Here is a 13,665-nt window from a genome sequence, read left to right as displayed (position 1 = left end):
AAGTTCCTGCACGCGTGTGGGCCGGGGGGAGCGGCGCGCGTCACGTGGCATCGGCGCGCATTGTGCGCAAGCGCGACACGCGCCGCAATCATGCGGCAACCTGCCTCGAGGGTGCGGTTAAGCCAGCGCGCGCCGCCGCCGTACCGCTGGCTCAGTACCCGTGCACCGGACGGTGCGCCTTCACCGCCATCACCAGGCCCAGCCCGGCCAGCAGCGACACCGCCGAGGTGCCGCCGTAGCTCATCAGCGGCATCGGCACGCCGACCACCGGCAGCAGCCCGGAGATCATGCCGCCGTTGACCAGCACGTAGACGAAGAACGCCAGGCCGGTGGCGCCGGCCAGCAGCCGCGAGAAGGTATCCCGCGCCTGCGAGGCGATCCACAGGCAACGCCCGATCACAATCAGGTACAGGGTCAGCACCGTGGCCACGCCGATCCAGCCGAACTCCTCGCTGAGCACGGAGAAGGCGAAGTCGGTGGTCTGCTCGGGAATGAAGTTCAGGTGCGACTGCGAGCCCAGGCCCCAGCCCTTGCCGTGCAGGCCGCCGGAGCCGATCGCGATCTTGGACTGGATGATGTTCCAGCCGGCGCCGAGCGCATCGTTCTCCGGGTTGAGGAACATCATGATGCGGTCCTTCTGGTAGGGCCGCAGCAGCCACAGCCAGGCCACCGGCGCGGCCGCGGCGACGCCGCCGACAGCGATGCCCACCCACCACCACGGCAAACCGGCCAGCAGCAGCACGAAGCCGCCGCTGGCGGCGATCAGCACGCCGGTGCCGAAGTCCGGCTGCAGCATGATCAAGGCCGTGGGAATGCCGATGATGACCGCGCTGACCAGCACCGTGGGGATGCGCGGCGGCAGCGGCATGCGGTGCAGGTACCAGGCCACCATCATCGGCATGCTGATCTTCAGCAACTCGGCCGGCTGCAGGTAGAACACCTTCAGGTCCAGCCACTGCCGCCCGTACTTGCCGGTGCCGAGCACGAACACCGCCAGCAGCGGCAGCATCGACAGCGCGTAGATCAGCGGGGTCCAGGCGCGCAGACGCAACGCCGACACCCGCGACAGGCTCCACATCGCCGCCGCGCCGATCGCGAAACGCGCGCCCTGCGCCATCACCAGGTGCATGCCGCCGGCGCTCTTGAGCACCGCCAGCCCCATCGCCATCAGCGCGCCCAGCGCCAGGCACAGCGGCCAGTCCAGGGTCCGGGTGAAGCGGCCGCCGATCTCGACCAGCCAGCGCAGGAAATCCTTCATCGCTCGTCCGGAATCTCGTCGGGGATCGGTGGCGGCGCGGACGGCAGCGGCACCGCCGCGGCATCCACCTCGGCCTGGCCGATCAGCACCGGGCGTTCGCCGGCGGCCAGCGCCACCGCATCGGCGGCGGCGCGCGAGCCTGGATCCTCGGCGTAGTACAGGTGGCTGCCGAACGCGGTGGCGCCGCGCAGGCTGTCCAGCGGCTCGACCCCGGGCGGCAGCCGGCCGAGCAACCAGGCATCGAAGATCCTGCGCGCGATCGGCGCGGCGGTGCTGGCGCCGTAGCCGCCGCCCTCCACCGCGATCGCCAGGGCGATGGTCGGCCGCTCGGCCGGCGCGAAACCCTCGAACAGCGAACGGTGGCGCAGGTGCATCGGCAGGCTGCGCGGATCGACCGCGGCGATGCCCTTGCGGCTGACCACCTGCGCGGTGCCGGTCTTGCCGGCCATCTGATACGGCGCACCGACGGTGATGGAATAGCCGCTGCCGCCCGGGCGCATGGTGTCCATCATGCCTTCGCGCACCGCCTGCAGATTGCTGGGGTTGTCGCTGATCGGCTTGCTCGTGCCCGGCTGCACCGGCGCCCACGGCTGGTCGAAGGCCTGGCGCGTGGCCATCACCAGGTGCGGCGTGCGCAACTGCCCATCGGCGATGCCGGCGACCCCGCGCACCAGTTGCAGCGGCGTCACCTTCCAGTCGCCCTGGCCGATGGCGATGTTGACCGTGTCGCCGGGGTACCAGGCTTCCTTGCGGCTCTTGGCCTTGTACGCCGGCGACGGCACGATGCCGCCGGTCTCGCCGACCAGGTCGATGCCGGTGGGCACGCCGAAGCCGTAGCGGGTCATGTACTGGTCGACCTTGGTGATGCCCATGTCGATGGCCAGCTTGTAGTAGTAGGTGTTCACCGATTGCGCGATGGACTTGCGCAGGTCGGTCCAGCCGTGGCCGCCGCGGTGCGAGTCGCCCCAGCCGCGGCTGACCCCGGGCAGGTAGAACATGCCGGTGGAGAGGATCTTGTCCTCCGGGCGGCGGGTGCCGCTGTCCAGGCCGGCCAGGCCCATGAACGGCTTGATGGTGGAGCCGGGCGCCACGCCGCCCAGCACCAGGCGGTTGAACTGCGGCCGCGACGGGTCGCTGTTGAGCGCCTGGAAATCGGCGTGGGAGATGCCGTTGACGAACAGGTTGGGGTCGTAGGACGGCAGGCTGACCATGGCCAGGATCTCGCCGGTGCGCGGATCGATGGCGATGGCCGAGCCCTGGTAGTCGCCGAACGCGGCGACCATGGCGCGCTGCAGGTCGGCGTCGATGGACAGGCGCAGGTCGGCGCCGGACTGCGCCGGCACCCGGCCGACGGTGCGGATCGCGCGGCCCTGCACGTTGGTCTCGACCTGCTCGTAGCCGACCTTGCCGCGCAGTTCCTCCTCGTAATAGCGCTCCAGCCCGGACTTGCCGATGTGGGTCAGCGCGGCGTTGCCCTCGCCCAGCGCCTCCAGGTCCTTCTCGTCGATGCGGCCGACGTAGCCGATGACGTGCGCGAACAGGTCGCCGTAGGGATAGTGCCGGGTCAGGTAGGGCTCCAGCTCCACGCCCGGGAAGCGCCAGCGGTCCACCGCGAAGCGCGCCCGCTCCTCCTCGCTGACGCGCAGCTTCAGGGTGATCGGGCGGAAGCTGCGGCTAGCCTTGCGCGCGGCCTGGAAGCGCTCGATGTCTTCCGGCGACAACGCGATGACCTTGCCCAGCTCGGCCAGCAGCGCGTCCATGTCGGCGACCTTGTCCGGGGTCACGTCGAGCCGGAACGCGGGGACGTTCTCGGCCAGCAGGCGGCCGTTGCGGTCGTAGATCATGCCCCGCCCGGGCACCACCGGCCGCGGCTTGATGCGGTTGGCGTCGGAGCGGGTGGCGTAGACGTCGTGGTCCAGCACCTGCAGCTTGAAGTACCAGCCGCCCAGGCCCAGCAACGCCACCAGCACGCCGAGAAAGCCCAGCGCCGCGCGCCGCCGGAACTGCTCGGCCTCGGCGTGCGGGTTCTTCTGCGCGCGGCGCGGATGCAGGGCCATGCTATTTGCTCCGCCGGCCCAGCCGCAGCGCGTCCAGCAGCACGAACAGCGGCGGCCACAGCGCCATGCCCAGCAGCGGCGCCCACCAGTAGTTCCACGGCAGCGTCGGCTCGCCGACCGCCAGGTGCACCGCCGCGGCGACGATGCGGTCGTTGACCAGCAGGCCGCCGATCGCCAGCGCCTGCTGCGACATCGGGAAGAAGCGGATGCGCGCGCGGAAGCGCTGCAGGATGAAGCTCAGGATCACCAGCCGCAGCGCCTGCTCGCCCAGCACCCCGCCGTACAGCAGATCGGCCAGCACCCCGACCGCGAAGGCGAAGCCCAGCCCGACCTTGTCCGGCGTCTCGATCACCCAGTACGCCACCACCAGCGCCAGCCAGTACGGCCGCAGCGGCTGCACCACCAGCGGCAACGGCATCAACCCCAGCAACAGCGCCACGATCACGCTGACCGGAAGCACCCAGCCTTTGCTGCGCAGGCGGCTCATGGCTGCGACTCCGCTGGAGCCGCAGTCGGGACCCGGGACCCGGGACCCGGGACCCGGGAAGAAGCCGCGGGCTGCGAGTTGGTCGCCGGGGCTGCCGAAGCGTCGATCTGGGGCGTACCGCTCTGCGTCGGAGGCGCTGCAGCAGGCCGGGCGCCGTCTGAGCGCGCAGGCGACGCAGCCGTGGACGCCGCCACGCCACCAGCGCCCTGCATCGGCTTTTGCTCGTCCCCGGGCCCCGGGTCCCGGGCCCCGGGTCCCGGCTTCAACAACAACACATCCCGCCCGCGGTCCAGCTTCGCCGCCGGCTTCAGTTCGCCGACCAGGAAGGCATGGGTGTCGTCCGGGCGCAAGGCGGAGATGGTGCCGACCGGGAAGCCGGCCGGGAAGCGGCCGCCCAGGCCGGAGGTGACGATCTCGTCGCCCACCTCGACCCCGGCGCTGAGCGGGATATCGCGCAGCTCCAGGCTGCCGCCGCGGCCGTAGACGATCAGGCGCACGCCGTTGCGCGCCACCGTCACCGGCACCGCGTGGTCGGGATCGGTCAGCAGCAGCACGGTGGAATGCAGCGGGGTCACCGCGATCACCTGGCCCATCAGGCCGCCGGCGTCGATCACCGCCTGGCCGACGTGCACGCCGTCGCGACTGCCGGCGTCGAGCACCAGCCGCTGCCGGGTCGGGTCCAGGTCGATGTCCAGGATCGGCGCCAACTGCACGTCCAGGCCGCGGCGCTCGGCCACGCCCAGCAGTTCGCGCAGCTGCGCGTTGTCCAGCGCCGCGGTCTGCAGCCGGGTCAGGCGCGCCTTGGCGATCAGCAGTTCGTTGCGCAACGCGCGGTTTTCCTTGACCAACTGCGCGTGACTGGCCGCGTTCTCCTGCACCTGGGTGCCCAGCCGCCCGGGCAGGCCGGCCAGCGCCCAGATCGGCTGCACCAGCACCGTGGCCTGGCTACGCAGGCGAGCCAGCCAGTCGGCCTGCGCATCGAGCACGATCAGCACCAGCGCCAGCGCCAGGTAGACCAGCAGGCGCGGCGTGCTGGCGGATTCGCCGGGGCGGGCGGTGACGGGAGGACCGGCGTAAGGAGGCACGGTTAAAGCCGGAATTGGGGAATCGGGAGTGGGGAATCGAAAAGCAATGGCGCACTCCCGGCGCGATCAGGCCGGGGCGCGAGCAGGCGAGTGGAGACGGAGCCGGCGCTGCGGAGGCGGAGGGGCCATTCTATTCCCCGGTCCCGATTCCCCATTCCCGGCCTCACGCTCACTCCGGTGCGAAGAACTCGTTGCCGTGCATGTCCACCAGCTCCAGCGCACGGCCGCCGCCGCGGGCCACGCAGGTCAGCGGATCGTCGGCGACCTGCACGTGCAGGCCGGTTTCCTCGGAGATCAGCCGGTCCAGGTCGCGCAGCAGCGCGCCGCCGCCGGTCAGCACGATGCCGCGCTCGGCGACGTCGGCGCACAGTTCCGGCGGGGTCTGCTCCAGCGCCAGCTTGACCGCCGAGACGATGCCCGACAGCGGCTCGTGCAGCGCTTCCAGCACTTCGTTGGAGTTGATCTTGATCATCTTCGGCACGCCCTCGGCGAGGTTGCGGCCGGAGATCTCCATCTCCTGCACCACCGCCTGCGGGTAGGCGCAGCCGATCTCCAGCTTGATCCGCTCGGCCGTGGCCTCGCCGATCAGCATGCCGTGGTTGCGGCGCACGTAGTTGGTGATCGACTCGTCGAAGCGGTCGCCGCCGATGCGCACCGACTGCGAATAGACGATGCCGTTCAGCGAAATGACCGCCACCTCGGTGGTGCCGCCGCCGATGTCGATGACCATCGAGCCGCGCGCCTCGGTCACCGGCATGCCGGCGCCGATCGCCGCGGCCATCGGTTCCTCGATCAGGTACACGTCGCGGGCGCCGGCCTCCTCGGCCGATTCCTTGATCGCGCGGCGCTCCACCTGGGTGGAACCGGCCGGCACGCACACCAGCACGCGCGGGCTGGGGCGCAGGAAGCGCGACTTGTGCACCTTCTTGATGAAATGCTTCAGCATCGCCTCGGTGTAGGTGAAGTCGGCGATGACGCCGTCCTTCATCGGGCGGATGGTGGTGATGTGGCCCGGCGTGCGGCCGAGCATCTGCTTGGCCTCCGCGCCCACCGCGGCCACCGAGCGGGTGCCGCCGATCGCCCGGTCCTGGCGCACCGCCACCACCGACGGTTCGTTCAGCACGATGCCCTGGCCACGCACGTAGATGAGGGTGTTGGCCGTGCCCAGATCGATGGACAGGTCGTTGGAGAACATGCCGCGGAGTTTCTTGAACATCGGGGGATTGGGTCCTGGGGCGCGCGCCGTCGCCAGAATGGCGAAAAAATGGGCAGAAAACGAAGTCCGCTAGCCTAGCAATCCGCCTGGGTGCGGGCAAGGAAAATTCTCGCTAAAACCGCGCGTTGCGCGGCATTGCCGGGACCGCCGCGGATCGTGGTTCTGGCCCTGCCGGGCCGCAGCCGTTACCCTTTGCGCCGCGGCGACCCCGCCCCTCGCCCGCCTGAATGCGGGCTCATCCCTCCGCCAAGGCCTGCCCGATGTCTGCACTGATCTGTGGTTCTCTCGCTTACGACACCATCATGGTGTTCCCGGACCAGTTCAAGAACCACATCCTGCCGGACAAGGTGCACATCCTGAACGTGTCGTTCCTGGTGCCGCGGATGCGCCGCGAATTCGGCGGCTGCGCCGGCAACATCGCCTACAACCTGCACCTGCTGGGCGGCCACCCGATCCCGATGGGCACCGTGGGCCAGGACTTCGGCCCGTACCGCGAGCATTTCCAGGCACTGGGCATCGACCTGTCGCGGGTCAAGGTGATTGAGGAACTGTTCACCCCGCAGGCGTTCATCACCACCGACCACGACAACAACCAGATCACCGCCTTCCACCCCGGGGCGATGATGCGCAGCTACGAGAACCACGTGAAGGACGTGCCGGGCGTGACCCTGGGCCTGGTCGGCCCGGACGGACGCGAGGGCATGATCCAGAACGCCGAGGAATTCAGCGCCGGCGGCGTGCCGTTCATCTTCGACCCCGGCCAGGCCATGCCGCTGTTCAACGGCCCGGAGCTGCGGCAGTTCATCGAGCAGGCCGACTACGTGGTGGTCAACGACTACGAGTCCAACCTGCTGCAGGAGCGCACCGGCTGGGACGAGAAGGACATCGTCTCGCGCGTGCAGGCCTACATCACCACCCAGGGCCCGAAGGGCGCGCTGGTGCACACTCCCGAGAAGACCTACGACATCCCGCCGGCGCACGAGCGCCGCGTGGTCGACCCCACCGGCTGCGGCGACGCCTTCCGCGCCGGCCTGATCTTCGGCATCCAGCGCGGCTGCGACTGGCTGACCATCGGCCGCATGGGCAACCTGATGGGCGCGCTGAAGGTCGAGCACCCGGGCACGCAGAACCAGCGCTTCGACTTCGACGAGTTCAACGACCAGTTCAAGCAGCAGTTCGGCTACGCGTTGTAAGGCTGGGATGATCAGCCATTCGGCTGCTGAAAAGCCGGGAATCGGGATTGGGGTTTCGCCAAAGCGGAATCCGGCGTCTTGAAGCCACGAAGAACCGCGCGACCGCGCGGTTTTTTCGTTCTGGCCGCAGAGCGGAACAGGATCGGCACCAGGTAGCCGCTCTTACCAATCCCCAATCCCCAATCCCCAATCCCGATTCCCCAATCCCCGCTTTTGCTGCACTGCGGTTTGAGCGCGGCACCCGATTGTGCGTCACTGGCGGCCTGATCCGGGGTCGGATCGAGGGGCGCCACGTGTCGGAGTTGACTGTAGCCAACCTCCCGCAGGCCGCGGCCTTGGCGCCATCGGCCGCCGAGGCCGAGTCCGCCTTGCTGGCGCGGATGCGCCGGTTCCGCCAGATCGATCCGTTGCCGCCTGCCCTGGCGCGCTCCTGGCGGCGCTGCCTCGACGACTACGGCCTGGACCCGGACACCCATCCCTCGCCGATGGTCCACGACAATGGCCAGCTGCGCGAGCGCCAGCAGCGGCTGGAGGCGCTGCTGCGCATCGCCAAGGTGGAGATGGAGAATCTCTACGAACAGATCGCCGGCGGCAGCTACGCGGTGGTGTTCGCCGACACCGAGGCCACCGTGCTGCACAGCGTGCAGGATCCGGCGCTGCTGCGCGCGTTCCGCGAGACCGGGCTGTTCTGCGGCGCCAGCTGGGCCGAACGCTACCAGGGCACCAACGGCATCGGCACCTGTGCGGTGGAATGCAGCGCGCTGAGCGTGCACCGGGGCGAGCACTACCTGGAGCGGCACCTGCCGCTGTCGTGCAGCGGCGCGCCGATCCTGGATCCGCAAGGCCAGCTGCTGGGGGTGCTGGATGCCTCCACGCCCGACGCGCGCGACACCAAGCTGGTGCAATGCCATACCGGCGCGCTGGTGCGCATGTCGGCGGCGCAGATCGCCCGCGCCTACTTCCTGGAGCAGTACCGGCATGCGTGGATCCTGCGCTTCCACAGCCGCCCGGAGTTCGCCGGGCTGCTGCACGAGGCGCTGATCGCGGTCGGCGGCGACGGCCGCGTGCTCGCGGTCAACGAGGCGACGCTGGAACAGCTGGGCAAGCCCGATCGCACCGCGCTGGTCGGGCACGACATCGCCCAGGTGATGCAGTTGGATTTCGATACGCTGGAGCAGCGCGCACGCAACGACGCCAGCACCCTGTGGTCGATCCGCTGCGCCTGCCACGGCCGCCGCTTCTTCGCACTGGCGCAGCCGCCGCGCGCGCGCAGTACCGCGGGCCGCGCCCGCGCCGCCGGCGAGGACAGCCAGGCCAGCCGCGCCAACGACCATGTCGGTTCCGATCCGCGCATGCTGCACAACCTGGACAATGCGCTGAAGCTGGCCAAGCACCGCGTGTCGATCCTGCTGTGCGGCGCCACCGGCACCGGCAAGGAGGAATTCGCCAAGGCGGTGCACCGCGGCTCGCCCTGGGCCGACCGGCCGTTCGTGGCGGTGAACTGCGCGGCGATTCCCGAAGCGCTGATCGAGAGCGAACTGTTCGGCTACGCGCGCGGCGCCTTCACCGATGCCGCGCGCGAAGGACGCCACGGCAAGCTGCTGCAGGCCAGCGGCGGCACCTTGTTCCTGGACGAGATCGGCGACATGCCGCTGCCCTTGCAGACGCGCCTGCTGCGCGTGCTGGAGGAACAGAGCGTGACGCCGCTGGGCAGCGACCGCGCAATGCCGCTGGAACTGCACGTGATCAGCGCCAGCCACCGCGACCTGGCGCAGATGGTCGGCACCGGTGGCTTCCGCGAGGATTTGTACTACCGGCTCAACGGCGTGGTGCTGCACCTGCCGCCACTGCGCGAGCGCAGCGACAAGGCCGAACTGATCCGCACCCTGTTGCGCGAGGAGAGCGGCGAGCAACCGGTGCGCATCAGCGAGGACGCCCTGCACAAGCTGCTCAGCTATGCCTGGCCCGGCAACCTGCGGCAGCTGCGCAACGTGCTGCGCACCGCCGCCGTGCTGTGCGCCGACGGCGTCATCCGCATCCCCAACCTGCCGCAGGAGATCGTCGACGCCGACAGCGGGCCGTGCCTGCTCGGCGACGATGCGCACGCCGCCGACGGCGTGCCCGGCCGCGTCGCCCTGGACAGCGCCGAGCGCAGCGTGCTGCAGCAGCAACTCGAGCGCCACCGCTGGAACGTCAGCCGCACCGCCGATGCGCTGGGCATCAGCCGCAACACCCTGTATCGCAAGTTGCGCAAGCATGGGTTGGCGACGGTGTGAGTCGAGGCGGTGTCGCACCCTTGCGGACCTTACTGGGCGTCGCGAATGCAGGCTCGTCTGTCGCGACCTGCCATTCGGTAGCGACGTGAGTGCTGCCGGTATTCGCATCCCGACCGCTGAGGCGGCTGGAGGATGTCTGGCTTCGATGTCGCGGCTGAAGTCGCTCCCACACCAGCCGGCGAGTCGGTGAGACCGCACAACCTGTGGCGGAAACTTCAGTCCCGGCTGTTGTCGAAGCCAGAAGCTTTTCGGCCTCACGGTCGCGGCTGAAGCCGCTCCTACGACAACGGCAGGCAAGCCGATTGGGCGACACACCCTGTGGGAGGGACGTCAGTCCCGACTGCTGCCAAAGCCGAATGCTCCACGGCTGCTAGGTCGCGGCTGAAGCCGCTCCTAACGGGTCGCGCTTCGTCACCGGCGCAGCGCTTCTGTAGGAGCGGCTTCAGCCGCGACCGCCGCCGGAGCCGACCAGCTCCCGGCCGGTGGACAAGGCGGAGGATACGAAGCCGATGAGCCCCACGCAGCGCCCCGCCACACCGCGCCCGCTAGAAACGCCAGCGCAGGCCGACCTGGTACTGACGCGGGGCGCCAGGCGCGACGAAGCGCGAGGGGCCGTCCTCCACCGCAGCGTCCTGTGGGCGCGCCAAGGCGCCGCCCGGGAACAGGTCCTCGGCGATCGCCGCATAGGTCTCGTAGCGGCGATCGAACACGTTGTTGATCCGCAGGTACAGCGACAGCCCGTCGGCGAGTTGCCAGGTGCCGTGCAGGTCGAGCAAGGCGTAGCCGCCGGTGGACAGGTCGTGACGCGCGGGCGCCTCGCCGTCCTCGGGATCCTCGACCAGCCCGTCCTCGTTGCCGCTGGCCACGCGCCGCGACACCGCGCGCAGGTCCGCGCCCAGCGCCAGCTGCGCCAGCGCCTGCCATTCCACGCCCAGCTTCAGCGTGTTGCGCGGCAGCCCGGCGATGCGCGTGCCCGGGCGCAGCGCCACGGTGCGTTCGCCCGAGAGCAGTTCGCCGACGCTGCGGTAGGTGGCGTCCAGGTAGCTGTAGCCGGCGAACCAGCGCAGCGCGCCGCGGCTGCCGCGGTAGCTGAGGTCGGCGCCCTGGTAGCGGGTGCGGCCGACGTTGTCGAAATAGCCCTGCTGGGTATTGGGCGCGCGCAGGAACAGGATGTCGTCGCGGTTGTCGGCGCGGTACAGCGAGGCGTTCAGCGCCTGCGCCGGCGACGGGTTCCAGCGCAGGCCGAGTTCGTAGGTGCGCGAGACGATCTGCTCCAGGCGCGGATCGGCCTGCAGCCCGGTCGGCAACCGGCACGGCTGCTCCGGGTCGGCGCAGCCGAGTTCGATCGCGGTCGGCGCGCGGCTGTTCTGCGAGGCCGAGGCGAACGCGGTGACGCCGCCGCCCAGGCGCTGGGTGATGCCCAGCGAGGGGTTGGCCTTGGCGAACACGAAGCGCTCGCGCGGCAACACGCCGTCGTCGCCGGTGGACAGGGTGTTGGCGACGGCGACGCGGTTCCAGCGCAGCGCGCCGCTGACATGGGTGGCCTCGCTCAACTCCCAGGTATCGGCGGCGAACAGGCCCAGGGTGCTGCTGCGGCCGTCGACGCCGGAGAAGAACGCGCGGTCCTCGTCGGGATCGGCGACCACCGAGCGGTCGTCCTGCACGAACGCGTCCTGCGCGTACTGGCGGTAGCGCACGCGGTTGCGGTCGTAGGTGGCGCCGATGCTCAGCGCATGCGCGCCGGCCTGGCGGCTGAGATTCAGCGCCACGCCCTCGGCATGCTGGCGCATCTGCGTGGTGTTGAGCACGCCGCTGTGCAGCGCGTCGGCATCGGCACGCGCGACCGTGCAACCCGCATCCAGCGGCGTGCCATCGGCAGCGTAGCCATCGGCGCAGTCGTCGACGAAGTCTTCGTAGTCGTCGTTGATGTCGCCATTGACGGTGTCGCGGCGCCCCTGCCGGTAGTAGGCCAGCACATGGAGCGCGGTGCGTTCGTCGAAGCGATGGTTGAACTGGCCGGTCAGCAAGGTGTTGCGGTTGCGGGTCAGGTCCGGCGAGGTGTAGACCGCGGCACGGTCGGCTTCATACAAACCAGGTTCGATGCCCTCGTCGGAGTAGCGATGGCTGGGCAGCAGGCCGTTGCCGACCAGCCGGCTGCGCCCGTGCAGCAGCGACACGTCCCAGTCGGTACGCTCGCCCTGCCGCCCGAGCTTGCCGAACACGGTGCCCAGGCGGCCGGCGGAGGCGTCGCGCCAGCCGTTCTCGTCGAAGCCGGTGGCCGCGACGAAGGCATGCAGGCCGTCGCGGCCGGCGTAGCCGTAGGACGCGTCCAGGCGCTTGCGCGCGCCGCTGCCCACCGACAGGTCGGTGCGCAGGCCCGGCGCGGTCAGGCCGGACTGGGTGGTGAAGGCGAGCGCGCCGCCCAGCGTGTTGGGACCGAACAGCGGGTTGGATCCCGGCATCAGCGCCACGCTGCGGATCGCCGCCTCCGGCATCATGTCCCAACTGACGATGTCGGCGAACGGCTCGTTCATGCGCACGCCGTCCAGGTACACCGACACGCCCTGCGAGGCGCCGGGCAGCGCCGAGGCGCGGAAGCCGCGGAAGGTCAGATCGGTCTGGAACGGACTGCCCTGCACCTCGTTGGTGTCCACGCCGTTCATCTCGCGCAGCAGGAAGTCGGTGAGGTTGCCGGCCTGGCTGCGCGCGATGTCGTCGGCATTGGCGGTCTGCACGGTGTACGGCAGCAGGTCGGCATCGATCAGCGTGCCGGGAATCGGCGTGGCGGTGACCTCGACCCGGTCCAGCGCGGTGATCTGCGCATCGTCGGCGTTGACCGTGGTCTGCGCGCGCGCCGGTGCGGCGAGCACGCCGATGGCGGTGGCGACGGCCAGCGCGAGCAGGCTCGCCGGCGGGGTGCTGCATCCTGGAGTCAGGGTCATGCCGGTTCCTTGAGGCTCAGTAGAGGACGATCGATTTGATGCCGCGGCCTGCGCGCAGCGTCTCGAAACCGCGATTGATGTGGTACAGCGGCAGGGTTTCGCTGATGAGTTCGTCGATGCGGATCTCGCCGGCCAGGTAGCGCTCGGCATAGGCCGGCAATTCGCTGCGCCCCTTGACCCCGCCGAACGCGCTGCCGCGCCAGGCGCGCCCGGTGACCAGTTGCAGCGGCCGGGTGCTGATCTCCTGCGCGCTCGGCGCCACGCCGACGATGATGCTTTCGCCCCAGCCCTTGTGGCAGCACTCCAGCGCCGCGCGCATCGCGCGCACGTCGCCGACGCAGGCGAAGCTGTGGTCGGCGCCGCCATCGGTGAGGTCGACGATGACCTGCTGCACCGGCGCGCCGAAATCCTTCGGGTCCAGGCAGTCGGTGGCGCCCAGCGCGCGCGCCAGCGGGAACTTGTCGCGGTTGATGTCGACCACGATGATGCGTTCGGCGCGCGCCATCACCGCGCCCTGCACCACCGACAGGCCGATGCCGCCCAGCCCGAACACCGCCACGTTCTCGCCCGGTCGCACCCGCGCGGTGTTGAGCACCGCGCCGATGCCGGTGGTGACCGTGCAGCCGAGCAGGCAGGCCTTGTCCAGCGGTGCCGACGGATGGATCCTGGCCACCGCGATCTCCGGCAGCACCGTGTATTCGGCGAAGGTGCTGGTGCCCATGTAGTGCAGCAGCGGGCGCCCGTGCAGCGAGAAGCGGCTGCTGCCGTCGGGCATCAGCCCGCGGTCCTGGCTGCTGCGGATCGCCTGGCACAGGTTGGTGCGGTTGGAACGGCAGTACTTGCACACGCCGCACTCGGGCATGTACAGCGGGATCACGTGATCGCCCGGGCGCACGCTGGTCACGCCGATGCCGACCTCCTCGACCACGCCGGCGCCTTCCTGGCCCAGGATCACCGGGAACGCCGCCTCGGCATCGGCGCCGGACAGGGCGATCTCGTCGCTGTGGCAGATGCCGCTGGCGACCATCCGCACCAGCACTTCGCCGGCCTTGGGCGGCTGCAGATCCACCTCCTCGATGGCCAGCGGCTGGTTCGCCGCCCAAGCGACCGCGGCTCGCGTCTTCATTCTGGCTCTCCCGCCTCCCCGTCGC

9 protein-coding genes are annotated in these 13,665 nt (G+C 70.1%); 2 read left to right on the top strand and 7 right to left on the bottom strand.

What is annotated here, in order from left to right; genetic code table 11:
* Window positions 1-151: 151 nt before the first annotated feature.
* The 5 genes from rodA to FHR56_RS13335 all read right to left on the bottom strand — a co-directional run bounded on the left by rodA (window position 152) and on the right by FHR56_RS13335 (window position 6,103).
* Entirely contained in the window at window positions 152-1,258 is a 1,107-nt protein-coding gene (gene rodA / locus FHR56_RS13355; RefSeq protein WP_160945449.1) for a rod shape-determining protein RodA, read from the bottom strand.
* The gene (mrdA, locus tag FHR56_RS13350) at window positions 1,255-3,315 is read right to left on the bottom strand and encodes a penicillin-binding protein 2 (RefSeq protein ID WP_160945450.1); all 2,061 of its coding nucleotides are present in this window, start codon (window positions 3,313-3,315) and stop codon (window positions 1,255-1,257) included. Before mrdA ends, rodA begins: the two co-directional genes overlap by 4 nt.
* Before the next feature lies 1 nt (window position 3,316).
* A complete protein-coding gene (gene mreD / locus FHR56_RS13345; protein ID WP_010343694.1) occupies window positions 3,317-3,802 on the bottom strand; it encodes a rod shape-determining protein MreD in 486 nt (161 codons plus the stop codon).
* Window positions 3,799-4,887, bottom strand: coding sequence for a rod shape-determining protein MreC (mreC, locus tag FHR56_RS13340; protein WP_160945451.1), 1,089 nt, complete (start codon window positions 4,885-4,887; stop codon window positions 3,799-3,801). The genes mreD and mreC overlap by 4 nt, the downstream gene beginning before the upstream one ends.
* Window positions 4,888-5,056: 169 nt before the next feature.
* Entirely contained in the window at window positions 5,057-6,103 is a 1,047-nt protein-coding gene (locus FHR56_RS13335; RefSeq protein WP_010343692.1) for a rod shape-determining protein, read from the bottom strand.
* Between the two features lie 260 nt (window positions 6,104-6,363).
* On the opposite strand from FHR56_RS13335, the gene FHR56_RS13330 reads away from it, so the two are divergent.
* Together FHR56_RS13330 and FHR56_RS13325 are read left to right on the top strand one after the other, a co-directional pair.
* A complete protein-coding gene (locus FHR56_RS13330; RefSeq protein ID WP_010343691.1) occupies window positions 6,364-7,296 on the top strand; it encodes a carbohydrate kinase family protein in 933 nt (310 codons plus the stop codon).
* A gap of 293 nt (window positions 7,297-7,589) precedes the next feature.
* Window positions 7,590-9,572 (top strand): sigma-54-dependent Fis family transcriptional regulator, encoded by a 1,983-nt coding sequence (locus FHR56_RS13325; RefSeq protein WP_160945453.1) that lies wholly within the window; start codon window positions 7,590-7,592, stop codon window positions 9,570-9,572.
* Between the two features lie 545 nt (window positions 9,573-10,117).
* On the opposite strand, the gene FHR56_RS13320 is transcribed toward FHR56_RS13325, so the two are convergent.
* On the bottom strand, window positions 10,118-12,514 hold the full coding sequence (locus FHR56_RS13320; RefSeq protein ID WP_160945454.1) for a TonB-dependent receptor: 2,397 nt from the start codon (window positions 12,512-12,514) through the stop codon (window positions 10,118-10,120).
* Between the two features lie 16 nt (window positions 12,515-12,530).
* Window positions 12,531-13,640 carry an S-(hydroxymethyl)glutathione dehydrogenase/class III alcohol dehydrogenase gene (locus FHR56_RS13315; protein WP_160945455.1) on the bottom strand — a complete coding sequence of 370 codons (1,110 nt, stop codon included), beginning with the start codon at window positions 13,638-13,640 and terminating at the stop codon, window positions 12,531-12,533.
* Window positions 13,641-13,665 lie beyond the last annotated feature (25 nt).

The sequence above is a fragment of the Xanthomonas sp. F10 genome (assembly GCF_014206815.1).
Taxonomy (GTDB): Bacteria; Pseudomonadota; Gammaproteobacteria; order Xanthomonadales; family Xanthomonadaceae; genus Xanthomonas_A; species Xanthomonas_A indica.
Note: the sequence above shows the minus strand (reverse complement) of the source record. Positions and strands in the feature narration are given on the sequence as shown.